Origin of the sequence: Glycomyces paridis, from assembly GCF_004912155.1 — a bacterium.
Lineage (GTDB): Bacteria > Actinomycetota > Actinomycetes > Mycobacteriales > Micromonosporaceae > Glycomyces > Glycomyces paridis.
In genome coordinates this window covers 358,285-380,021 of the sequence record NZ_STGX01000004.1, presented here as the reverse complement: position 1 = coordinate 380,021, position 21,737 = coordinate 358,285, and the positions used below count along the sequence as shown (strand labels likewise).

16 protein-coding genes and 2 tRNA genes are annotated in these 21,737 nt (G+C 71.4%); 11 read left to right on the top strand and 7 right to left on the bottom strand.

Annotated features, from left to right (window positions below; genetic code table 11):
- Window positions 1–200 precede the first annotated feature (200 nt).
- From E9998_RS07930 to E9998_RS07915, 4 genes are all read left to right on the top strand, one after another.
- Window positions 201–1,067: an HAD family hydrolase gene (locus E9998_RS07930; protein ID WP_136529154.1), complete on the top strand. Its 867-nt coding sequence runs from the start codon at window positions 201–203 to the stop codon at window positions 1,065–1,067.
- A gap of 34 nt (window positions 1,068–1,101) precedes the next feature.
- Entirely contained in the window at window positions 1,102–2,121 is a 1,020-nt protein-coding gene (locus tag E9998_RS07925) for a LacI family DNA-binding transcriptional regulator (protein ID WP_136529153.1), read from the top strand.
- Between the two features lie 537 nt (window positions 2,122–2,658).
- Window positions 2,659–3,018 carry an ArsR/SmtB family transcription factor gene (locus E9998_RS07920; RefSeq protein WP_136529152.1) on the top strand — a complete coding sequence of 120 codons (360 nt, stop codon included), beginning with the start codon at window positions 2,659–2,661 and terminating at the stop codon, window positions 3,016–3,018.
- Between the two features lie 210 nt (window positions 3,019–3,228).
- Window positions 3,229–4,077: a hypothetical protein gene (locus E9998_RS07915; protein WP_136529151.1), complete on the top strand. Its 849-nt coding sequence runs from the start codon at window positions 3,229–3,231 to the stop codon at window positions 4,075–4,077.
- A gap of 2 nt (window positions 4,078–4,079) precedes the next feature.
- Here the strand turns inward: E9998_RS07915 and E9998_RS07910 are convergent, their stop codons facing one another.
- Window positions 4,080–5,261, bottom strand: a complete 1,182-nt coding sequence (locus E9998_RS07910) for a flagellar basal body-associated FliL family protein (RefSeq protein WP_136529150.1) — start codon at window positions 5,259–5,261, stop codon at window positions 4,080–4,082.
- 223 nt (window positions 5,262–5,484) lie between these two features.
- Here E9998_RS07910 and E9998_RS07905 point away from each other — a divergent pair, with 223 nt between their 5' ends.
- From E9998_RS07905 to E9998_RS07895, 3 genes are all read left to right on the top strand, one after another.
- Window positions 5,485–6,225: a DedA family protein gene (locus E9998_RS07905; RefSeq protein ID WP_420842417.1), complete on the top strand. Its 741-nt coding sequence runs from the start codon at window positions 5,485–5,487 to the stop codon at window positions 6,223–6,225.
- Between the two features lie 491 nt (window positions 6,226–6,716).
- Window positions 6,717–7,148, top strand: a complete 432-nt coding sequence (locus E9998_RS07900) for a hypothetical protein (protein WP_136529149.1) — start codon at window positions 6,717–6,719, stop codon at window positions 7,146–7,148.
- A 280-nt stretch (window positions 7,149–7,428) separates the two neighbouring features.
- Window positions 7,429–8,403 carry a chaplin family protein gene (locus E9998_RS07895; protein WP_136529148.1) on the top strand — a complete coding sequence of 325 codons (975 nt, stop codon included), beginning with the start codon at window positions 7,429–7,431 and terminating at the stop codon, window positions 8,401–8,403.
- A gap of 105 nt (window positions 8,404–8,508) precedes the next feature.
- Here the strand turns inward: E9998_RS07895 and E9998_RS07890 are convergent, their stop codons facing one another.
- Window positions 8,509–9,018 carry an SRPBCC domain-containing protein gene (locus tag E9998_RS07890; RefSeq protein WP_204745313.1) on the bottom strand — a complete coding sequence of 170 codons (510 nt, stop codon included), beginning with the start codon at window positions 9,016–9,018 and terminating at the stop codon, window positions 8,509–8,511.
- Window positions 9,015–11,531, bottom strand: a complete 2,517-nt coding sequence (locus E9998_RS25800) for an Hsp70 family protein (RefSeq protein ID WP_204745312.1) — start codon at window positions 11,529–11,531, stop codon at window positions 9,015–9,017. The genes E9998_RS07890 and E9998_RS25800 overlap by 4 nt, the downstream gene beginning before the upstream one ends.
- A 405-nt stretch (window positions 11,532–11,936) precedes the next feature.
- Between E9998_RS25800 and E9998_RS07880 the strand changes: the two genes are divergently transcribed.
- On the top strand, window positions 11,937–15,035 hold the full coding sequence (locus E9998_RS07880; RefSeq protein ID WP_158299730.1) for a glycoside hydrolase family 3 protein: 3,099 nt from the start codon (window positions 11,937–11,939) through the stop codon (window positions 15,033–15,035).
- A 389-nt stretch (window positions 15,036–15,424) separates the two neighbouring features.
- Here the strand turns inward: E9998_RS07880 and E9998_RS07875 are convergent, their stop codons facing one another.
- From E9998_RS07875 to E9998_RS07860, 4 genes are all read right to left on the bottom strand, one after another.
- Window positions 15,425–16,303 (bottom strand): NUDIX hydrolase, encoded by an 879-nt coding sequence (locus E9998_RS07875; RefSeq protein ID WP_136529146.1) that lies wholly within the window; start codon window positions 16,301–16,303, stop codon window positions 15,425–15,427.
- A complete protein-coding gene (locus tag E9998_RS07870) occupies window positions 16,303–18,351 on the bottom strand; it encodes an RNA degradosome polyphosphate kinase (protein WP_136529145.1) in 2,049 nt (682 codons plus the stop codon). Before E9998_RS07870 ends, E9998_RS07875 begins: the two co-directional genes overlap by 1 nt.
- Window positions 18,352–18,659: 308 nt before the next feature.
- Window positions 18,660–18,734 (bottom strand) — tRNA-Asp (locus E9998_RS07865).
- 90 nt (window positions 18,735–18,824) lie between these two features.
- Window positions 18,825–18,897: transfer RNA gene (locus E9998_RS07860), tRNA-Glu, on the bottom strand.
- A 215-nt stretch (window positions 18,898–19,112) separates the two neighbouring features.
- On the opposite strand from E9998_RS07860, the gene pheA reads away from it, so the two are divergent.
- The 3 genes from pheA (at window position 19,113) to E9998_RS07845 (ending at window position 21,507) form a co-directional block, all read left to right on the top strand.
- Window positions 19,113–20,033 (top strand): prephenate dehydratase, encoded by a 921-nt coding sequence (gene pheA, locus E9998_RS07855; protein WP_136529144.1) that lies wholly within the window; start codon window positions 19,113–19,115, stop codon window positions 20,031–20,033.
- A gap of 27 nt (window positions 20,034–20,060) precedes the next feature.
- Window positions 20,061–20,720, top strand: coding sequence for a GOLPH3/VPS74 family protein (locus E9998_RS07850; protein WP_136529143.1), 660 nt, complete (start codon window positions 20,061–20,063; stop codon window positions 20,718–20,720).
- Between the two features lie 70 nt (window positions 20,721–20,790).
- Window positions 20,791–21,507, top strand: coding sequence for an ArsR/SmtB family transcription factor (locus E9998_RS07845; protein WP_136529142.1), 717 nt, complete (start codon window positions 20,791–20,793; stop codon window positions 21,505–21,507).
- Window positions 21,508–21,737: the final 230 nt, after the last annotated feature.

The window sequence follows — 21,737 nt, the reverse complement described above, 5'->3', positions numbered from 1 at the left end:
GTGCGGTGGCAGAGGTCATAGGGCGGTGGTGCGTCCGGCCGGAGTGGATTGTCGGGGCCCGGTGCCACTCTGGATATCGGGGGCCCGGAGCGCGGGTCCGGTCGGGGTGGCGCGCGCCCTCCGCGCAGGTCGGGGCGACACCGTGAGGGGCGTGCGACAAGTGCTCGAAACGGGGTTGTCATTCTGTTTAGACTTGCGGCATGAACGCAGCGGAGCCTGTCAGCGGCTCACCGGCACTCTCGCTCGAACCCGTGACGGCGCCTTCGGGGGCGCGTCCGGGCGCGGTCTTCTTCGATCTCGACAAGACCGTCATCGCCAAGGCCAGCACGCTGGCCTTCTCGCGTCCGCTCTACCGGGGCGGCCTGCTCGCGCGCCGCGACGTGCTCAAGGTCGCCTACTCGCATCTGCTGTTCCGGCTCGGCGGTTCGGGCGACGAGGGGCAGATGGCGCGCACCCGCGACTACGTCGCGGAGCTGTCGCGCGGGTGGCCGGCCGACGAGGTCCGGGCGATCGTCGACGAGACGCTCGAAGAGCTCATCGCCCCGGCGGTGTACGCGGAGGCGGCGGCGCTCATCGAGGCGCACCGCTCGGCGGGCCGCGCGGTCGTGCTGGTGAGCGCGTCGGGCGAGGAGATGGTGGCGCCGATCGGGCGGATGCTGGGTGCCACCGACGTCATCGCGACGCGGATGCGCATCGGCGAGGACGGCCGCTACACCGGGGAGATCGACTTCTATGCCGCCGGTCCGGCGAAGGCCGAGGCCATCCACGTGTTCGCGGCCGAGCGCGGGATCGACCTGGACGCCTCGTTCGCGTACTCCGACTCGATCACCGACGAGCCGATGCTGCGCACCGTCGGGTTCCCGCGCGCGGTGAACCCGGACCGGGGGCTGCGGCGGCTCGCGCTGGAGGAGGGCTGGCCGCAGCTGACGTTCCGGCGCCCGGTGGCGCTGCGCCAGCCGCTGTCGGGGCCGAGCCCGCTCAAGGTGGCGGCGGCGGGCGTCGGTGTTGCGGCAGTGGCGTACGTGATCTGGCGGGTAGTGAAAGAGCGGCGCCTGAGGACCGCTTGAGCAGCGCTTTCCGCAGATGGGTAGCCTCAGCGAGATGGAACGCAAACAACCGGCCAGACTGGCCGATGTCGCCCGAGCCGCCGGCGTCTCGGTGGCCACCGCCTCTCGCGTGCTGAACGGCTCCCCGCACCGGGTGAGCGACCAGCTCAGCGAGCGGGTGCGCGAGGCGGCACGCCGGTTGCGCTACGCCCCCAACGTCGGTGCGCAGGTGCTCGCGCGCGCGACCTCCCAGACCGTGGCCCTCCTCCTGCACGACGTCACCGCCCCCTACTTCGGACAGATCGCCGGCGGCGTGCTCGCCGAGGCCGCCCGCCGCAACGTCCGCGTGCTCATCGCCGACACCGGCATCGACCCCGATTCCGAAGTGCAGCACTTGGACTCGCTGCGCGGGTACCGTCCGCGGGCGGTGATCGTGGCCGGTTCGCGGACCACCGACAAGGCCGCCGAGCAGCGCCTGTCCGAGCACCTGTCGGACCTCCTCGAACTGGGTGCCACGGTCGTGAGCGTCGGGCAGCCGGGTCTGCCGGGGCGCGTGGTGCGTCCGGCGAACCGGGAGGGCGCGGCCGGTCTCGCCCGCCACCTCGCCGGGCTCGGGCACCGCCGCTTCGCGATGGTCGCCGGGCCCGAGCAGCTCCAGGTGGTGCGCGAGCGCCGCGAGGGCTTCCTCGGGGCGCTGCCGGAGGACGCCGAGGTCGTGCACGTCCCGGCGGCGTTCAGCCGCGACGGCGGGTACGAGGCCGGGCGGAGCCTCCTCGAAGGCGGCGCGCTGCCGACTGCGGTGTTCGTCACGTCGGACGTGCAGGCGACCGGCCTGTGCACGGCCCTGCGCGAGGGCGGTGTGAGCATCCCCGAGCAGGTCTCGGTGGCCGGGTTCGACGACATCCCGGTGGTGCGCGACCTCACCCCGTCGCTGACGACGGTGGCGCTGCCCCTGCACGACATGGGCGTCAAAGCCCTGGAAGCGGCCCTCGTCGAGGACGAGGACTACCCCGACGAGCTGGACGTCCCCGCCGAGCTCATCCGCCGCGACTCCACCGCCGCGCCCCGCGCCTGAGGGGGCGCGCCGATACCGGACACGGGGCCCTAAGGGCCCCGTTTTTCGTTCCCCGGGCCCTTACATGTGAGGATTATCAGGCGCATGTAACCGTCCTGAAACACTTTGGGGAGGCGGCGGTGGCCGCCGCGCGTTAAGCTCCATGATCAGTGATGTTCTATATATTGGGACTTCGATCGATAACCGAGCGTGAATCTGATCTCACCTGAGATCCGGCAACCGCTTAAATATAGGGAGATATAGATATAACTCCTGGTAGTGCGGATATAACTGAACAATCCGGGCTGTGGCCTGCAAACTGATCTTGTGACAGCGGTGGATTCGTTGGCACGGCAGGCGTAATCTCGGCAGTGGATTCGATTCGGGACTTGGTGCATCCCGATCGCGGTCCATGGGAACCGTAAAGCCTTTGCGAGCCGGAAGCGTCGTCGTTACCGCCCGGCCACAACGCGAGGGCATATTCAGGGTTGGAACTGGATTAATGGCAGTGCGGCCGCGTCCGGTTCCGACTGGAACCAATCCGGAAGGAACACGATCATGGTGCGAGTCACCGTCGAAGCCGAGACACCAGTCTCGCCGGTGAGCGGCGAAACGCTCTCGAAGTCCGACGCCGAGCGCATCGCGGGTGTCCTCAAAGCACTCGCCGACCCGAACCGTCTCCAGCTCATCAGCCTGATCCAGGCCGCTCCCGAGCAGGAGGCCTGCGTGGCCGAGCTGAGCGAACCGCTCGGCCTGTCGCAACCGACCGTCAGCCACCACCTGCGCATCCTGGCCGAGGCCGGGGTCGTCCAGCGCGACAAGCGCGGCGTGTGGGCCTACTTCCGCCTCGTCCCCGAGACGATGCGCATCGTCGCCGATCTGCTGACGCCCCCGAAGCGTCGCACTCGGCGCCGTTGAAGGCGCGTCCGAGCGAGCGGCCGACCGGCGCCGTCCCAGCGGTGCGGCGCCCGGTCGGCCGCGCTCCCAAGCGGTCCCGATGACCGTCCCCGGCTGAGCAACCAAAACACGTGCAACCGAAACACGCGCAACCGAAACGCGTGCGACTGAAAACGCGTAACTGAAAAACGCGAACTCGACTGCGCTCGCGCCAGGTCATACACTCGTCACATGGCCGGCATTCATCGCAGACGAGGACGCCTCACGAAAGAGGGCCGCCGCATCCTCGGCGGCGTGGCGCTCCTCGCCGTCTTCGCGCCGGTCACCGCCTACACCCTGAACGCGGCCATCGCCCACGTCCAGTCCTGCGGGACCGAGGTCGAACTCACCGTCGCCGCCGTCCCCGAGATGGCCGCCGTCCTCGACGACTTCGTCGCCGCCGGAGGCGGCGCCCCCTCCCGCGGCTCGGACGTGTGCGCCGACATCACCGTCGAGGCCGTCACCGCCGACGCGGTCGGCGAGACCGACGCCGACGTGTGGATCCCCCAGACCGGCCTGTGGCGCAACCTCCCCGACACCGGCCGCGCCGACCAGTGGGAGGTCCTCCAGGCCTCCACCGCCAGCGCCGCAGTAGGGATCGCGCTGCCCGAGGGCGAGAGCACCGACGGCGTCCTGCCCGACGAGGCCGACGTGGCGCTCCAGGACCCCCGCGAGCACCCCGCGAGTCTCATGTGGATCATCCTTTTCGGCGTCGACGACCACACCGCGCTCGGCGGCGAGGGACACCGGGTCATGTCCGCGCCCGAAGCCGCCTCACTCGACCCCGAAGAGGGCGCCTTCCAGGCCCCGGCCGGATCGGCGCAGGTCGCCCAGTTCGAATACCCGATGCTCGTGCGCGCCGGACTCGGCGACGGCGAGCGCGAGGCCGCGCAGAACCTCCTGCGCTCCTACGGCAGCGACCACTACTACGAACTGCTCGCCCAGCACGACCTCGGACCGGCGATCCCGCAGCCCTCGCCCTCGTCCACCGAGGTCATCGAAGGCGCGCTGCGCAGCTGGGACGAACGCGAAGGCGCCTGACCTCAGGCCGCCTTGGCGATGGCCTGGTTGAGGACGTCGTTGAAGACCTGCCAGGTCTCCTCGCTGCGATCGGCGTCGACGTCGGCGGTGACCCACGCGTGGAAGGCGTCGTCGGCCGTCGTGACGAACACGCTCAAGGACCCGCGCCAGCGGTCGAACACCTGGGTGCGCTCGGCCACGGCGATGTCGCCGCCCCGGGCCTCCACGAGCGGCTGGTAGGGCAGGGCCTCGCGCAACGGCTCGCGGGCGGAGCCGGAGCAGTCGCCCGGACAGGTCTCCCAGCCGATCCTGATCTCGCTGCCGCCCTCGTCGGCGGTGCACACCGCGCTCTGCCCCTCGGGCTCGCACGAGTACTCGCCGGGGACCTTGAACGCGAACGGCCAGTTCTCGTACGCGACGGTCTGCGTGGCGTCGCCGGTCTCGAAGAGCGTGCCGCCGACGCGCTCGTCGGGCGCCTCCTCGTCCCACTGCGGCATCTGCTCGGCGGGCCCGTCGTCCTCGGCCGCGTCCGAAGGCGCGTCGGTGACCTCGCCGACGGCGGCGTTGTCGGGGCTCTCGGCGCCGGAGTCCCCGGGCGGCTCGTCGTCGCCGGTGCCCGACCACAGGACCCAGGCGCCGACCACGAGCGCCAGGATGAGGACGACGCTGCCGATGCCGATGAGGATCGGCGTCAACTGCGAACGGCGCTTCGGGGCGGCGATGATGAGGACCGGCGGGGACAGCTGGGCACTGACGGGCCCGGCGGGCGGCGGCGAGGAGTGCCCCGGTCCGGCGGGCGAGGCCGGGGCCGCGGAGCGCTGCGCGGCCGCGAGCTGGTGGGCGGCGCGCTGGGCGACGGCGGCGGGACCGACCGGGAGCGGCCCGGTGGCCGGCCCGAGCGCGAGGAGGCGGTCCATGATGCGGTCGGCCCCGCGCAGGCGCGTGTCGTGGAGGACCACGACGTACGGCTGTTCGGCTTCGAGGTCGGCGACCATGATCGGCGCGTCGTCGGGCCCGGCGGTCGCGTACGCCCAGGCGACGGTGTCCGAGAGCAGGCCGCGACGGGCGGGGTCCTTGGAGGAGGTGGAGCCGAGGGTGAGGATCTGGACGGGGCGGCCGTTCTGGTCGCGGCCTTCGCACAGCTCGTAGGCGCCTTCGACGCGGATGGTCGCGACGTCCTCGTACGGTCCGACCGTGCGACTCATCGGTGCTCCCCTTCCAACTGCGGTCCTGTGTCCGCGTACGGGCCGTCACCGGGAGTGCGGCCGCGGGAAGCGCGGAATTACCACTAAGTATGGCCTGGGCTCGCCCGCCCTGCGACACCCGGCCGCACGCTCGCCGCGAGGGCCGCGGCGCCGTTCGCGAAGTTCGGTCAGATGACCGAGGCGGCGCCGTTTCGGGCCCGGTTACGCTGGCCGCGTGACCAACATCCTCAGCCAGGCGATCACTTTGGCCGCCGACACAGGAGACGTCACCCACGCCGATGAATACGACGGCATCATCGGCTGGGTGCTCGACCTCATCACCAAGTTCGGCGAGGTCGGGGTGGGCCTGGCCCTCGCGATCGAGTCGGTCTTCCCTCCGATCCCCTCCGAGCTCATCCTGCCGGTGGCGGGCTTCCTCTCCTACCAGGAGAAGATGAACTTCTGGCTCGTGATGTTCTTCGCCGCGCTCGGCTCGATGGCGGGCGCCTACATCCTCTACTACGTCGGCTACGCGTTCGGGCGCGAGCGCACGCGCTGGCTGTTCGAGAAGATCCCGCTGCTGGAGCTCAAGGACTTCGAGCGTTCGGAGAAGGTGTTCGCCCGGTGGGGCGGGGTGGCGGTCCTGGCGGGCCGCTGCCTGCCGCTGGTGCGCAGCGCGATCTCGGTCCCGGCGGGGATCGAGAAGATGCCGTTCTGGAAGTTCACGGGCTACACGCTGGTCGGTTCGGTGGTGTGGAACGGGATCTGGATCGGTCTGGGCTTCGCCTTCGGGCCCGAAATCGAGCCGATCCTGGCCCAGTACTCGGACCTGTTGAGCAAGATCGTCGTGGGGATCATCGGGGCGCTGTTCCTGTGGTTCGTGGTCTCGCGCTCGATCAAGCTCATCCGCAAGCGCCGCGACGGCGGCGACAGCGGCGACGGCGAGCGCCGGGACGAGACGGTGATCCTGCCGCGCATCCGCTGAACCCGGCCTGCGACCCGCCTGCCTCTCGGCGATCAGCAGTCTTGTTGCGGCCCTTCACCTCCGGTGGCGTTTACGCGTCTGCGGCGGTGGGGGGCCGCTTCGCGTCCGGTCCGCGGACATATGAGGCATCCCCGTATTCGGGGTCGCCAACATCGCAATGTTTTCGAATTTCTTCGCGTCTGGGCGTAACCGCGCCCCAGCCTCTCCAGTTAGTCAGGGTGGCCGCGTCGACAAGCGGCCGGGCCGGAGTGTCACCGGCCCCGAGGACAGCGAATGCGGTTCCCGATCCGCCGGCGATCCAGCCGGTGCGGTCGCGGCTGGGAACCTCGGTCGGCAGTGGCGATCGCCGGGACGGCGACCGGACTGCACGGGCCCGCTGGTCAACCACTGACAATTCAGCGATCTTGCACCGCGCGGCGGTCGATTCGTGCTGCTTCCCCAGCCGACGACCGGTGCCGTGCGGTGCGAAGGAAGGCAAGAAGCAGATGAAGATGCGCACCATGCGTACGGCGGGCCTCGTCGGAGGCCTCGCCACGGGGGCTCTGCTGCTCGCGGGGACGGCCGCTCAGGCCGCCGACACCGTCGAGGAATCGACCGGCGACCTCGTCGCGGCGACACCGGAGGCCCTCGGGGGGCTCCCGGTCTCTCCCGACCAGGTCACCGGCATGGCCGGCGGCGCGGTCAGCGGCGTGACGAGCAAGGTGCCGGGGCTCAACGCGATCCCGGTCGACGCCGTCCCCGGGCTGAACGCCCTGGTGCCCGCGGGCCCCAGCGCCGAGGCCAAGAACGACAAGCCCGCCGACCAGGTCGCCGACCAGGTCAAGGGCGACCACGTGCAGGACCAGCCGGCCGACGCGGGCAACCCGCTGTCCGACCTGCTCAGCGGTCTCGGCGGCGGCCTTCCGGTCCCGCTGCCCTTCTAGACAGGCCAGGAAACCGACCGCGGCGCCCCGCCGGCGCCCGGTCGACCACGGCCGCGCCCGCGCGTCGCGGGCACACCGGCACCGGTGTGCCCGCGACGCGGCCACGGCGCGGTCGCAGGGCCGCAGCCGATGCGGCCCGGACAACAACTCTCCCGGTTCCAATGCACCCCGTCCACGCGAGACCCAGCTCGCCGGGCGCACACAAGTTATTGGAGCCACGGAGCTTCACGGGGGATACGTGATGGAAAAGAAGAACGATTTCCCTGAAAGGTGAGACTTCGTGAACTACTCATGGGCACGCAAGACCGCGCAGACCGGTTTCGTCGCTGCGGGGGCCGTCCTCGTCGCCGGCGCCGGCACCGCTCACGCCTGGGGTCCTGACGTCACCACGCAGGACAACATCGGAGCCGTGTCGGGCAACCAGGTGGTCGCGCCGATCCAGGCGCCCATCAACATCTGCGGCATCGCCGCGGCCGTCCTCGGGACCGCCGACGCCGGGTGCGAGGGCGGCGCCAGCGCCGACTACGCCGGTGCGGGCGACCTGACCACGCAGAACAACACGGGCCTGGGCAACGGCAACCAGGTGTACACCCCGGTGCAGGCCCCGATCGACGTCTCCGGCATCGCCGCGGCCGTCGGCGGCGCGTCGGGCGCCTGGTCGACCGGCGGCTCCGACGCCGTCATCGCCGAGTCCGGGCACGTCACCGAGTCCGACACCACGACGCAGCGCAACTACGGCGCGCTGTCGGGCAACCAGCTGCTCGCGCCGATCCAGGCGCCGATCAACGCCTGCGGCAACGCGATCGCCATCGGCGGCGTCTCCGGCGCCGGGTGCGAGGGCGGCGCCGACGCCGACTACGCCGGTGCGGGCGACCTCACCACGCAGGACAACGTCGGCCTCGGCAACGGCAACCAGGTGTTCGCCCCGATCCAGGCTCCGATCAACGTGTGCGGCAACGCCATCGCGATCCTCGGCTACGCCAGCGCCTCGTGCGACGGCGGTTCGGACGCGGAGATCCCCGGCGGCCACGACAAGCACGACACCCACAAGGAACTCGCCGCCGTCGAAGCGGCCGACGTCGACCTGACCGAGGAGCAGCTCCCCGTTCCCGGTCTCGACGCGGTCAGCGGTGTGGCCGGGAACGTCCCGGTAGTCGGCGGCCTCACCGGCGGACTCGTCGGCAACGCCACCTCCGAAGGTGTTGCCGACTCGGTCGCGGGCGTGACCGAGCTCGCGGGCGCGGGCGTCCTGTAAGGAACGGCGAAGGCCCGCACCGGTTCCGGTGCGGGCCTTTCCGCTTGCGCGCGTGCGGTCTTCTCGGGCGTTCAGTCTTCGCGGGCGTTCAGTCTTCTCGTGTGCTCAGTCTTCTTGTGTGCTGAGCCGGGCGGCGAGGGCCTCGTTCATGGCGGTGAAGCCCTGCTCGGTGTCGGCGAGGGCGGATTTCATGAGCGGGACGAGGACGCCGGTGAAGCGTTCGCCGTGGGTGAGGACCGTGGTGCCGTCCGGTTGCGGTTCGAGCACGAAGTAGTGCTCGCCGTCGAACAGGCCGCCGGGGCCGAGCCTGCCGAGCCAGCGGATCTGGCGGGCGGGGGAGACGCGCAGGACGCGGGGGCGGAAGCGGTCGACCTTGCCGCCGGGGCGGGTGAGGGTCACGTCGAGGCGCTCGTCCTCGGCGAGGAGGCCGGCGATCGCGGTGAGGAACGGGTTCCACTCGCCGTAGGCGGGGAAGTCGGTGAGGACCGCCCAGACCTCGTTGGCGCGGGCGTCGAGGTGCGCGGTCGTCTCGATCCGGTGCTCCTGGGCCATCGCCCAGATGGCGTAAGCGGTTGCGGCGGCGACGAGGGCCGCCGCGATGACCAGGAAGATCACTGTCCAAGACTCCAGAATTGAATATCGCCCCGATCGTCGGCGGTCACGGCGATCGGGTGACCGTCGACGGTCGCGTGCTCCAGCCCGGTGACCGTACCCGTCGAGGCGTCGGAGATTTCGGCCCACTCCCCGCTTTCCGCCCCTTGGACCTGGACGGCGCCGGCGGCGTCGAGGTACATGAGCGAGGGGCCCAGCTGGGTCTGCACGATCTCGTTGAGGAAGTCGTCGTGCTCGTCCTTGTGGCTGAGGGTGGTGAAGGCGGGTTCGAGGGTCGCGAGGTCCCAGAAGTGCAGGCTCTTCGATTCGCCGTAGATCATCGCGTAGGCGTCGGGGCCGTCGGTGAGGATGCTCAGGCCGACGGGCGGGTCGTTCGTGGTCCAGTCGCCGAAGTCGGTGGCGGTGCCGAGGTGCTCGCCGTCGGCGGCGAAGACCTCGACGGGGTCGCTGTAGCCGACGCCGGCGATGCGCACGGCGTCCCCGACGGGCGCGAAGTTCGGCCAGTCGAGCCCTTCGGGGCGGGGTCGGACGCCCAGGGAGGTTTCGGACCAGAGGTCGTAGAGCTCGTACTCGGTCTCGGTCATGACCGCGAGGACCGCGGCGCCGTCCTCGACGCCGGTCCGCACGCGGCCGATCTCCACGTCCTCCATGTCGGGCAATTCGGGGCCGCCGACCGCGGTGAACTCCTGCGAGGCCTCGTCCCAGACGTGGGCGTCGAAGGCGGCGTCGACGAGGACGAGGATCTCGGTGCCGGAGGGGTCGGTGGTCGGGTACAGGCCCTGGATGCCCTGGGGGAAGGCGAACTCGTCGAGGAGCAGGCCCTCTTCGAGGGACCAGGCGCGGACGGTGCCGTTGAAGTCGGCGGCGAAGAGGAGGTCCTCGGCGGCGGTCGAGACGGTCGCGAGCGAGGCGACGGGGCCGTCGAAGGCGCCTTCGATGCCGTTCGCGAGGGTCCCGAACTGGCCGAGGGCGTCCCAGTCGGGTTCGAAGGCCTGCGTCAGGGTCTCCTCCTCACCGGTGTCGTCGTCCTTCCCGGCGAGGAACGCGGGCGGGTTGAACACGACGATGAGGGCGAGGACGATCGCGACGTCGACGGCGAGGAACCAGAGCAGGAAGCGCCTGCCGCGGCGCTTCGCGGCCGCGCGTTCGGCCTCGGTCTGCGGCGGGCGCGGCTCTGCGTCGTCCTCGGCGGCCGGGGGCGTGGTCGGCATCCGCGGCGGCAGCGTCCGGGCGGGCGCGGGCTGCGGCGGCGAGGACTCCTGCACCAGTGCGAGCGGTCGCGGGGCGACCGGTTCGGTGTAGGGCGGGTGTTCGGGCGCGACCTGTTGCGGCGTGGGCGGTTCAGGCCGGAAGGCGGCCGGGGAGGTGTGCGGGGGCCCGGCCGGGCTCGGCGCGGGCGTCAGGGGCGCGGCAGGGCGCTGGAGCGGGAAGGTGACCGTGGCGGGCCCGGCGTGCGCCCACAGGACGCTGCCTTCGGCGACGACGACCTCCGGCTGGTCGAGGACGGTGGGGGCCAGGCCGAGCGCGCGGTGGAGCATGGTCGCGACCAGCGGCATCCGGCTCGCGCCGCCGACGAGGAACACGCCGGCGCTGTCGGCCGCGTCGAGCCCGGCGGCGCGGATGACCGCCTCGGTGACGCGGATGGTCTGCTCGATGTGGGGGCGGGCGATCTGTTCGAGCTCGCCGCGGGTCAGGTGCGCCTCCACGTCGAGCAGCGGGATGGCGATGTCGGACTGCTGGTGGCGCGAGAGCCGCTCCTTGGCGACCCGGACCTCGTCCTGGAAGTCGCGGTAGTGGCGGCGGTCCTCGATGGTGTCGGGGGCGGTGAGGCGCTTCCAGCCCTCGCGGGCGCCGTAGGTCGCGCCGAGGTGGTCGACGAGGGCCGCGTCGATGTCGAGGCCGCCGAGGTCGCCGCGGCCGTCGAGGGCGACGGTCGCGAACCCGCCCGCGGTGCGGCGCACCACGCTCGCGTCGAAGGTGCCCGCACCGAGGTCGTAGACGACGATGGAGGCGCCGACGGCCATGCGGTGCTTGAGGGCCTCGGCGTAGTAGGTGGCGGCGGCGACCGGTTCGGGGACGAGGCGGACCTGGCCGAGGCCGGAGCGGGCGGCGGCGTCCTCGACGACCTGGCGGCGCGAGGGACCCCATTCGGCCGGGACGGTGAGGGTGACCTGAGCGGGGCGGCCGACGACGCGGCGGCACTCCTCGGCGACGGCGTCGAGGACGGCCGCGATGAGGTCGGGGACGGGGTACTCGCGCTCGCCCAGGAGGGTCGAGGGCCGGTCGATGAGGCGCTTGGGGTTGGGCTCGAAACGCTCGGGGTGGCGGCGCCCGGCGTGGACGGCGTCGCGGCCGACGAGCAGGCCGCCGTCGGTGTCGGCGCACACCGCGGAGGGCATGAGCGGCGCGCCGTCGAACAGGAGCGGCCGGACGCTCCCGTCGGCGCGGCGGACCACGGCGATGGTGTGCGAGGTGCCGAAGTCGATGCCGAGGGCGGTGCGGGGGCCGGGGGTCATGACAGGAATCGTAACGAACCGGGAAGGTTCCGGGCGGCCTGCGCGGCAGGGGAAGCGGTGCGCCCGACCCGGTCCGGGCGAGCCGCGGGGGAGCGGGCGGTCCCAGGGCGCGGCGAAGGCGCTATAGCGGGTCGGAAGCTCCCCGAAGCCGATGATGCCCCAGGGGTGCGACAAGTCGCGGCGGTGCGGGCGGGAGAAGCGTTTTCGGGCGCGGCGAAGGCGCTATAGGGGGTCGAAGGCTCCCCGAAGCCGATGATGCCCGCGGGGTGCGACGATCCGGGCCCTGCGGGGGAGCGGTTTGGCGCAGGTCACATGGTTGACGGCGGGGAGGGGGAGAACCCGCTTGAATTTGTCTGGTCGCCCGTCGTAATGTCGTGGGACCTGTCACCGAACGATCGGACCCGCATGAGCGCTCCCGTGCACCTCGACCCGACAAGGCCCGTCGCCGAGCGCGTGGAGGCCCTCCTCGCGCTCATGACCGACGAGCAGAAACTCGCCTGCCTCAACGGCATCCCCGAAACCGTCCTCGCCGACGGCACCGTCCTCCCCGAACTGAGCAACCAGTTCAACGAGGTCCTCCACGGCTCCGGCCACCACGCCGACGCCACCCTCTTCCCCCAGGCCATCGGCCTCGGCGCCACCTGGGACACCGACCTCATGGAGGCCATCGGCGACGTCGTCTCCCACGAGACCCGCGCCCGCGACACCGGCGTCTACGCCGGCTTCGGACCCGTCGCCGACATCCGCTCCAACCCCCTCGCCGGCCGCTTCGAAGAGGGCTTCGGCGAAGACCCCCTCCACGCCGCCGCCATGACCACCGCCTACGCCTGGGGCCTGCGCGGACGCCACCCCGACTACGTGCGCGTCTTCCCCCAGATGAAGCACTTCCTCGGCTACAACCACGAATACCACCGCCACCGCACCTCCGCCTCCATGGGCGTGCGCGCCCTCCACGAGTACCAGGCCGTGCCCTACCGCAAGCCCGTCGAATCCGGCGCGGTCCTCGGCGCCATGACCTCCTACAACCTCGTCAACGGCGTCCCCTCGATCATCTCCCCGATCCTCGACACCCTCCGCACCGAATGGGCCGCGGGCGGACGCTTCTTCTTCCTCCCCGACGGCTGGGACGGCGTCAACCTCAACACTTCCAAGGGCGCCGCCTGGGACACCTGGGAGCAACCCGACGCCGACGTCCCCTACCCCGCCGCCCTCGCGGCCGAAGACGGCCTCGACCTCGACGCGAAGGAGACCGGCGTCTACGCCTCCGCCCTCATGCTCCACGCCGGCGTCTCCCACTTCCACGACGGCTCCGACCTGCCATTCGTCCCCGACGCCGCTGAAGCGGTGCGCCGCGGACTGTTCGGCCTCACCATGGACGACGTCGACCGGGCCGTGCGCGACTGGCTCGACTTCCTCGTCCGCACGGGCCTGCTCGACGGCGACGCCTGCGAATACAACCTGATCGAGGCCGACCCGCACCCGCAGGAGCGCCCCGAGTCGATTGCGCTGGCCCTCCAGGCCGCGCGCGAGCAGCTCGTGCTCCTCAAGAACGAGGACGCCGCGCTCCCGTTCCCCGACACCGCGCGCATCGCCGTCCTCGGCCCGCTCGCCGACCTCAACCTGCGCGACTACTACAGCCCGCTCGTGCCCGACGAGCGCCGCATCACCCCGCTCCAGGCGCTGCGCGAGCGCCTCGGGGAGGCGAACCTCCTGCACCACAGCGGCAACGACACGATCGCCTGGCAGGCGCGCCGCTCCGGCGAGGCCGCACCCGGCGCCTATGTGACCGTGGGCGAGGACGGCCGGCTGGCCGCCCGTTCCGAGACCCTCGGGGACACCGAGGCGTTCGAGGCCTTCGACTGGGCGCACGAGCAGCACATGTTCCGCCACAAGGCCACCGGCAAGTTCGTCATGGCGAACCTCCTGCACTACGAGGAGGGCCCGGCCTCGTTCGCGAACCAGGCCGGCGCCTCCGGCGACGGCGGCCCGGTCCTGCTCGCGGGCGAGGAGGCGATGGAGGACGCGAACGCCTGGTTCACCCACCAGAACCTCCACTACCGTCGCGAGGGCAACGCCGTGGAGCTGTTCGGCGTCAACCACGTCCCGTCGGTGCCCGACGGGCCCTTCCACCCGCGACTCGCCGACGACGGCTCGCTGCCGCTCACCAAGGGCCCGGCCGAGGCGGTCCTCACCGAGACCGTCGTGGAGGACGGCCCCGCCGCAGCCGCCGCCGTCGCCGCCGAGGCCGACTGGGCGGTGGTGTTCGTCGGCAACCACCCGCTCGTCAACGCCCGCGAATGCTTCGACCGCCCCGGCCTCGACCTCGCCCCCCGCCAGGCCGACCTCGTGCGGGAAGTCGCCGCCGCCAAGCCCGGCCGCACCGTCGTCGTCGTGGTCTCGGCCTACCCCTTGGCGATCGGCGCGATCGCGAACGACCCGAACGTCGCCGCGATCCTCTACACCTCCCACGCCGGGCAGGCGGCGGGGACCGCGATCGCCGAAGCGCTCGTCGGCGACTACGCCCCCGCCGGGCGCCTGACCTCGACGTGGCTCGCCGACACCTCCTCGCTGCCGAAGCCGGGACGCAACCACACGGCGTACCGCGTCGACGAGGTCGACATGCTCGAATACGACGTCATCGCCGCAGGCCTGACCTACCGCTACTCCGCGGCGACGCCGGTCTACGAATTCGGGCACGGCCTCACCTACACCTCGTTCGCCTACGGGAACCCCGACTTCCCCGCCGAAGTCGACGCCGACGCGCCGTTCGCCATCGAGGTCGACGTGACCAACACCGGCGAGCGGACCTCCGACGAGGTCGTGCTCGTCTTCGCGGGCCACATGGACAACGGCTACGGCCCCGGCCTGCGCCCGCAGCTCGCCGGCTTCACCAGGGCGAAGGACATCGCGCCCGGCGAGACCCGCCGGGTCGCCGTCGCCGTCGACCCGCGCGACCTGTTCGTGTGGGACCCCGCGCGCGGGGAGCGGATCGTCGAATCCGGCACCTACGACTTCTGGGTGGGTGAGGGCCCGGGCGGCTTCGAGACGAGCATCCGCGTCAACGGCGCGGACCTCGGCGTCCTCGACCTTGCCGAGGCCCGCAACGTCTGGGAGGTTGCCACGCTCAACAAGGGCGTCACTTACTGGGAGATCTCCAAGCGCAACACCCTCGCGCGCCGAGGCGGCTATCACTCCACCGGCTCCCGCCGGGCGGGCGACCACGTCGGCCTCAACAACGTCGACCTCGACGGCGCCACCGCGATCGAACTGCGCGCCGCCACCACGACCGCCCCCTGGGCCGACCTCGCCGACCGCGTCGTCGAAGTCCGCACCGGGACGCCCAACGGGCCCGTGATCGCCGAGATCGCCGTCCCGGTGACCGACGGCGTCCAGGACTTCACCACGGTGCGAGCCGAACTCGACCGCGCCGCCGGGCTCAAGCGCCTCTATCTCGTGTTCCGCTGCGGCGGCGTCTACCTCGACACGATCCGCCTCGAACGCTGAACCTCTGCCACCTGCGGTTTCACCAAGTTATCCACAAGTAAGAACTTCGCATTCGACAGTCGCCAGTGCCCCCTGTTTAGTAGATATCAAAAAAGCCATCCGGTATCGGCGGGATGGCGGCGACAGAGGGGATTCGCGAACGTCGCCATACCGAGGCCAGCGCGCGGGAAGCCACCCGCGCAACGGTCCCCGTCGATACCCGCACTCCGCGGAGGAACACGAGGGCGGCCGGACCTGACGAGGCCGGCCGCCCACGTACCACCCGCCTACGACAACACGAACAGCCGCCGACCGACACCGAAGAACGCACACACAAGAACCGAAACAAGACCGCGCCACCGGCGCGGGAGGCAGTCCCGCCGACGCGACCGCTTCGAACCGGGCCCCGATCAGTCGTGGTGCTCGGTGGCGACGAGCCGCCCGCCTGCGGTGTGGAAGACCACGAAGTCGCCCTTCTCCAAGGGGCCCACAGGGACCGGAGTGCCCAGACGCCCGCTCGTGTAGGCGATCATCTCGTCGATGTGCTCGCCGTGGCCGCACACGACCGCGGGCCGACCGGACTCGATGATCTCGTCGAGACGGGCCGTGGCCTGCGCGGGCTTGCTGGTCCCGAGCGTGAACTCCGGCAGGCCGGTCACCGCGACGCCCTCGGCGGCGCAGTACGGCAGGAGCGTCTCCAGGCAGCGGGCGCTCGTGGAGCTGTACGCCGCGCCGGCCGGGAACGCGGCGAGGAGCACTTCGAGCTGCTGGGCCCGTTCGCGCCCGCGCCGGTTGAGCGGGCGCAGCTCGTCCTGGTCGAACCAGTCGGCCTTCGACAGGGCGATCGCGTGCCGCACGAACACGATCGGGACGGTCTCGCGGGCGACCTGCCGCGAGAAGTCCTCCAGCACCGGCCGGTCGCGCTCGTACGTGAGCCGGTCGGCGACCCGGTCGAGCGGGAGCCATTCGAGGTCGTCGACCTCGCGCGGGTCCACCGCCTCGTCCACGGCCTCGTCGGCCGCGGGCGTCGCGCACCAGTAGTCGACCCGCTTGAGCTTGCCCTCCTTGTCGTAGAAGGAGGGCGCGAGCGGGCGCCCGAGCACCGGCCTGATGCCCGTCTCCTCGAACACCTCGCGCTGGGCGGCCGCGAGCAGGTGCTCGCCGCGCTTGAGCTTCCCCTTGGGGAAGGTCCAGTCGCCGTACTTGGGGCGGTGGATGAGGGCGAGCTCGGGGCCGTCCTCGCCCGGCCGCCACAGGACGGCGCCGGCGGCGAGGATCTCGGGTTGCATCAACTGTGCTCCTGCATGAGTTGTTCCTGGAGGTCGCTCCCGCCGCGCTGGCGGGTCCACAGGCCCAGCGGGCCGAGCCTCCAGGTGCGGGTGTCGCCGTCCATGCCGCGGTCGAGCAGCGAGGTCAGCTGGGCGCGGTGGGCGTCGCCTTGGACGCGTACCAGGACCTCCACCCTGCGGTCGAGGTTGCGGTGCATGAGGTCCGCGCTGCCCAACCATACTTCCGGGTCGCCGCCGTTCTCGAACACGTACACCCGGGAGTGTTCCAGGAAGCGGCCGAGGACGCTGCGGACCCGGATGTTCTCGGACAGGCCGGGAACGCCGGGGCGGAGCGCGCAGATGCCGCGGATGAACAGGTCGACGGGCACGCCGGCGCGGGAGGCGCGGTAGAGCGCGTCGATGATGCCTTCGTCGGTGAGGGAGTTGCATTTGAAGCGCAGGCGCGCGGGCAGGCCCATCCGGTGGTGCTCGATCTCGCGGTCGATCCGCTCGATGAGGCCGGGGCGCAGGGAGTGCGGGGCGACGAGGAGGCGGTTGAAGTCCTCGTCGCGGGAGAAGCCGGTGAGGTGGTTGAAGACGGCGTTGACGTCCTCGCCGACCTCGGGGTCGGTGGTGAGGAGGCCGACGTCCTCGTAGAGGCGCGCGGTGGTGGGGTGGTAGTTGCCGGTGCCGACGTGGCTGTAGCGCAGGAGGGTCCCGTCGGACTCCTGGCGCACGACGAGGGCGAGCTTGCAGTGGGTCTTGAGCCCGACGATGCCGTACATGACGTGGCAGCCGGCCTGTTCGAGCTTCTGGGCCCAGTCGATGTTGGCCTGCTCGTCGAAGCGGGCCTTGATCTCCACGACGACCACGACCTGCTTGCCGGCGTCGGCGGCGGAGATGAGGGCGTCGACGATGGGGGACTTGCCGCTGGTGCGGTAGAGGGTCTGCTTGATCGCGAGGACCTTCGGGTCGGCGGCGGCCTCCTCGATGAGCCGTTCGACCGAAGCGGTGAACGAGTCGTAGGGGTGGTGGACGAGGACGTCCCGTTCGCGCATGACGGCGAACAGGTCGGCGTCGGGCGGCAGGACGTCCTCGGAGGGCCGGAAGCGCGGGTACTTCAGTTCGGTGCGGCCGAGGTCGGCGAGCGCGTCGAGTCCGGCGAGGTCGAGGGGGCCGGGGAGCTTGTAGACGACCTCTTCGTCGACGCCGAGTTCGGCGGTGAGGCGGTCGAGGACGAGCGGGTCGACGGTGTCCTCGACTTCGAGGCGGACGACCGGTCCGAAGCGGCGGCGCAGGAGTTCGCGTTCGAGGGTCTGGAGGAGGTTCTCGGTGATGTCCTCGTCGATCTCCAGGTCCTGGTTGCGGGTGACGCGGAAGGTGTGGTGGCCGAGGACGTCCATGCCGGGGAACAGCTGCGCGAGGTGGGCGGCGATGACGTCTTCGAGCGGGGTGAAGCGTCCGGGGGCGACGGCCATGAAGCGCGACAGGAGCGGGGGGACCTTGACGCGGGCGAAGCGGGTGGCGCCGTTGCGGGGGTCGCGGACCTGGACGGCGAGGTTGAGGGACTTGCCGGAGATGTAGGGGAAGGGGTGGACGGGGTCGACGACGAGGGGGGTGAGGACGGGGTAGATGCGGGTGCGGAACAACTCGTGCATGCGGGCCTGCTCGGCGTCTTCGAGGTCGGCCCAGCGGACGATCGCGATGTCCTCCTTGGCGAGGAGGGGTGCGATCTCGTCGCGGAAGTACTCGGCGTGCTCGATGCTGAGGTTGTGCGCGAGGCGGGCGATGCGGCTGAGGACGGCGTGCGGGGGGCGGCCAGAGGAAGTGCGCACGGGCAGGCCGGTGGCGAGGCGGCGCATGAGTCCGGCGACGCGGACCATGAAGAACTCGTCGAGGTTGTTAGAGAAGATGGAGAGGAACCGGACCCGTTCGAGCAGCGGCAGCTCGGGGGACTGCGCGAGGCGCAGAACCCGGCCGTTGAACCGCAGCCAGCTCTCTTCCCGGTCGAGGAACCGGTCGGGCGGCAAACCGGTGTCAACGAGGGGAACAGGGTCACTATTCGTCATACATCACAAGGTTAACGAAGAAAATGAACCCGTGGTGAACTCGCCTTGAAATCCATTCGCGATCCCGAAGTCACTCCCGCCGCCCACAATGGGGCGCCGCCGTGGATTCGCAGTCAGCGCCGCCCGGACGCCCGGCAGTGGGGGTGCGGCCCGCAGGTGTCCGCGAGGTTGCCGGTCCCTTCCGGAGTGCCCCGGAGGTCCGTGCACCGATCGGGACGGTGGCCGGAACGGTGGTCGGGACGGCGCGAACGGGCCCGGGCTGCGGGCATGAAGAAGGCCCACCGGCGAACCGATGGGCCTTCGTACTGCGGTCCCGACGGGATTTGAACCCGCGACCTCCACCTTGACAGGGTGGCGAGCACTCCTAGCTGCTCTACGGGACCTTGGTCGGACGCTGTCGCATCCTGCAAGGTCGCAAGACCTGTTCATTTATACCAGATGCTCGCCGTGTGACCGGCGTCGCGTCTGGGCCGTACCCCCAACGGGATTCGAACCCGTGTTACCGCCTTGAAAGGGCGGCGTCCTAGGCCCCTAGACGATGGGGGCGCTCAGTGATCCTGGCATACGGCAGCGAGTGACGCATTCCGATTTCCCTGGCTTACCACCGCGGAATTCCGCTGGGGCTCGACAAGCATACGCGACGGCGGGGCACCGGCCCGAGGCGGGTCGCCGTTGAGACGGCGGTCTCAGGGCGGGCCGGTCGGCGGCGGCGCCGGCCCAGCTCGCGGGCCCGACTCGACCGGCCTTGCTAGCGTTGGCACATGGAGTTCGCCTATCTGGGACCGCGCGGGACCTTCACCGAGGCCGCGCTCCGCCGACTGCCCGCGGCCAAGGGTGCGGCCGCCGTCCCCATGGCCTCGATTCCCGAGGTCCTCGACGCCGTGCGGCGCGGGGAGGTCGGGGCCGGCTTCGTGCCGATCGAGAACTCCCAGGAGGGCACGGTCACGCTGACCGTGGACGAGCTGGTGGGCGGCGACCCGCTCGTCATCGCCGGCGAGACCGTCATCCCGGTGACGTTCGTGCTCGCCTCCGCCAAGGCCCCCGCCGAGATCGCGACGGTCGCCTCCATGCCCGTCGCCCTCGCGCAGGTCCGCAAGTACCTCGCCCGCGAGCTCCCGAACGCCGTGGTCCATCAGGCGCTCTCGACCGCGCAGGCCGCGCAGCGGGTCGTCGACGGCGAGTTCGACGCGGCCGTGTGCCCGCCGTTCGCGGCCGAAGCCTTCGGGCTTCCCGTGCAGGCCTTCGACATCGGCGACAACGCCAAGGCCGAGACGCGGTTCGTGCACGTCACGCGCCCGGCCGCGCCGCCCGAGCCCTCCGGGAACGACCTCACCTCCCTGGCCGTCTACATCGACCACGACCGGGTCGGCGCGCTCCTGGGCGTGCTCACCGAGTTCGCGATCCGCGGCATCAACCTCACCCGGATCGAGTCGCGCCCCACCGGCGAAGGGCTCGGCCGGTACGCGTTCTTCCTCGACTGCGCCGGGCACCTCGCGGACGCGCGCATGGGCGAGGCCCTCACCGGCCTGCGCCGCATCTGCGCCGACGTGCGCTACCTCGGTTCCTATCCGCGCGGCCACGCCGAGACGCCCGTCCCGGCGCCCGAGGGCATGACCGACGCCGACTTCGCCGACGCCGCCGACTGGCTCGCCGCCCTCCGCGAAGGCGGGAGCCCGCGCTGAACCGCGCGGCGGCATAGGCTGGAGCGCATGGTCTCCCTCGTCGACGAACTCGTCCTCCTCGCCTACGACGACGCCACCGGCCGCAGCCGCGTCGGGCACCTCGAATTCGGCCTCGCCGGCGCGGTCCTGCTCGAACTCGTGCTCGCCGGTCGCGTCGACCTCGCCGACGGCCGCGTGCACGTCGCCGACCCCGCGCCCGTCGGGCAGCCGGTCCTCGACGGCGCGCTCGCCCGGCTCGCGGCGGACAAGCCACGCAAGCCCAAGGGCGCGGTCGAGCGCCTCGCCAAGGGTCTGAAGCGGACCGTGCTCGCCGACCTCACCGGGCGCGGGCTGCTGAAGGAGCGGCGGGACAAGGCGCTCGGGCTCTTCCCGTTCAGCCGCCACCTGCCCGGCGACCCCGGCGCCGAGACCGACGCGCGGTTCCGGCTCGCCTCCGCGGTCGACCTGCGCCGCGCCTCCGACGCGCGGACCGCGGCCCTCGGCTCGCTCGTCTACGCCCTGAACATGGAGCGCGCGGTCTTTCCCGACCGCAAGAAGTCCGAGGTCCGCAAGGTCCTGAAGGGCTTCGGCGACGGCTCGTGGGCCGGGGACGCGACCCGCGAGGCGGTCCAGGCCGCGCAGGCGGCGGTCATGGCCGCGGTCACGGCGGCCACCGCGGCGTCCGTGGCGGCCTCCTCGGGCGGCTGACCGGCCGCATCGGAGGCGGTCGATCGACCGAGCCCGAGACGTCCCCCGTGGCACGTGGTTAGCTTGAGGCATGTCTGAAACGTCTGCTTCGCATCCGGAGAACGGCCTGCCGCGGCCCCCGCTCCCGCCGGTGCCGCCCGTCGCCCCGGTCCCGCCGGTCCCGCCCGGGCGGCCGCAGGGGATCCTGCCGGAGGACGCCCACCGCGTCAAGATCACCGACCCGGAGCGAATGAAGGCGCTTGCGCACCCGGCCCGGATGGCGGTCTTCGACTTCCTCGGCCTGCGGCGGGTGAAGGGCTTCGACGGCGCCACGGCCACCGAGATCGCCGAGGTCGCAGGGATGACCCCGAGCGCGATGAGCTACCACCTGCGGACGCTGGCGAAGGCGGGGTTCATCGAGGAGGCCCCGAGCCGCGGCGACGCGCGCGAGCGGGTGTGGCGCCTTGCGCTGCACAGCTTCTCGATTGCGGCCGGGGACGACGCCTCCGAGAGCGACAAGGTCATCGAACGCACCATGGGCGAGGCGTTCAGGGAGCGCGATGAGGAGAACTTCACGCGCTTCCTCGACAGCAGGTTCGACCTGGACCCGAAGATCCGGGACGCCTCGATGGTGCAGCACGGGACGCTGCGGCTGACTCCCGAGGAGGCCGAGGAGTTCGGCCGCCGCTTCATGGAGCTGGAGGGGGAGTACGCGGAGCTGACGCGAAAGCGGATCGCGGAAGGCAGCGAGGGGCCGAGCGAGGCGGTCGTCTACCACGCGATGTTCAGGCTCTTCCCCAGAGTGTGAGGCCCGGCCCGCACGGGGGAGCGGGGTCGAGGCACGGCGGGGCCGGGGAGGCGGGCGAGGCCCGGTCCGCGAGGGGGAGCGAGGCGGCTCGGACCTCGGTGCGCCAGGAGCGGATCGCCTTGCGGGCGGCGGGGAGTCGCTTCGACGGGTGTTCGGCGGCCCGCTGCGCAAAGTTATGAAAGAACTACTTCAAAAATTCTGAAAAACCTCTTTCGCATCATGGCGTGAAA

What these genes read in the sequence shown, in the direction of transcription:
- E9998_RS07930 (WP_136529154.1), top strand. Translation starts at nt 201, where the DNA reads ATGAACGCAGCGGAGCCTGTCAGCGGCTCACCGGCACTCTCGCTCGAA.
- E9998_RS07925 (WP_136529153.1), top strand. Translation starts at nt 1,102, where the DNA reads ATGGAACGCAAACAACCGGCCAGACTGGCCGATGTCGCCCGAGCCGCC.
- E9998_RS07920 (WP_136529152.1), top strand. Translation starts at nt 2,659, where the DNA reads ATGGTGCGAGTCACCGTCGAAGCCGAGACACCAGTCTCGCCGGTGAGC.
- E9998_RS07915 (WP_136529151.1), top strand. Translation starts at nt 3,229, where the DNA reads ATGGCCGGCATTCATCGCAGACGAGGACGCCTCACGAAAGAGGGCCGC.
- E9998_RS07910 (WP_136529150.1), bottom strand. Translation starts at nt 5,261, where the DNA reads ATGAGTCGCACGGTCGGACCGTACGAGGACGTCGCGACCATCCGCGTC.
- E9998_RS07900 (WP_136529149.1), top strand. Translation starts at nt 6,717, where the DNA reads ATGCGCACCATGCGTACGGCGGGCCTCGTCGGAGGCCTCGCCACGGGG.
- E9998_RS25800 (WP_204745312.1), bottom strand. Translation starts at nt 11,531, where the DNA reads ATGACCCCCGGCCCCCGCACCGCCCTCGGCATCGACTTCGGCACCTCG.
- E9998_RS07880 (WP_158299730.1), top strand. Translation starts at nt 11,937, where the DNA reads ATGAGCGCTCCCGTGCACCTCGACCCGACAAGGCCCGTCGCCGAGCGC.
- E9998_RS07875 (WP_136529146.1), bottom strand. Translation starts at nt 16,303, where the DNA reads ATGCAACCCGAGATCCTCGCCGCCGGCGCCGTCCTGTGGCGGCCGGGC.
- E9998_RS07870 (WP_136529145.1), bottom strand. Translation starts at nt 18,351, where the DNA reads ATGACGAATAGTGACCCTGTTCCCCTCGTTGACACCGGTTTGCCGCCC.
- pheA (WP_136529144.1), top strand. Translation starts at nt 19,113, where the DNA reads ATGGAGTTCGCCTATCTGGGACCGCGCGGGACCTTCACCGAGGCCGCG.
- E9998_RS07850 (WP_136529143.1), top strand. Translation starts at nt 20,061, where the DNA reads ATGGTCTCCCTCGTCGACGAACTCGTCCTCCTCGCCTACGACGACGCC.
- E9998_RS07845 (WP_136529142.1), top strand. Translation starts at nt 20,791, where the DNA reads ATGTCTGAAACGTCTGCTTCGCATCCGGAGAACGGCCTGCCGCGGCCC.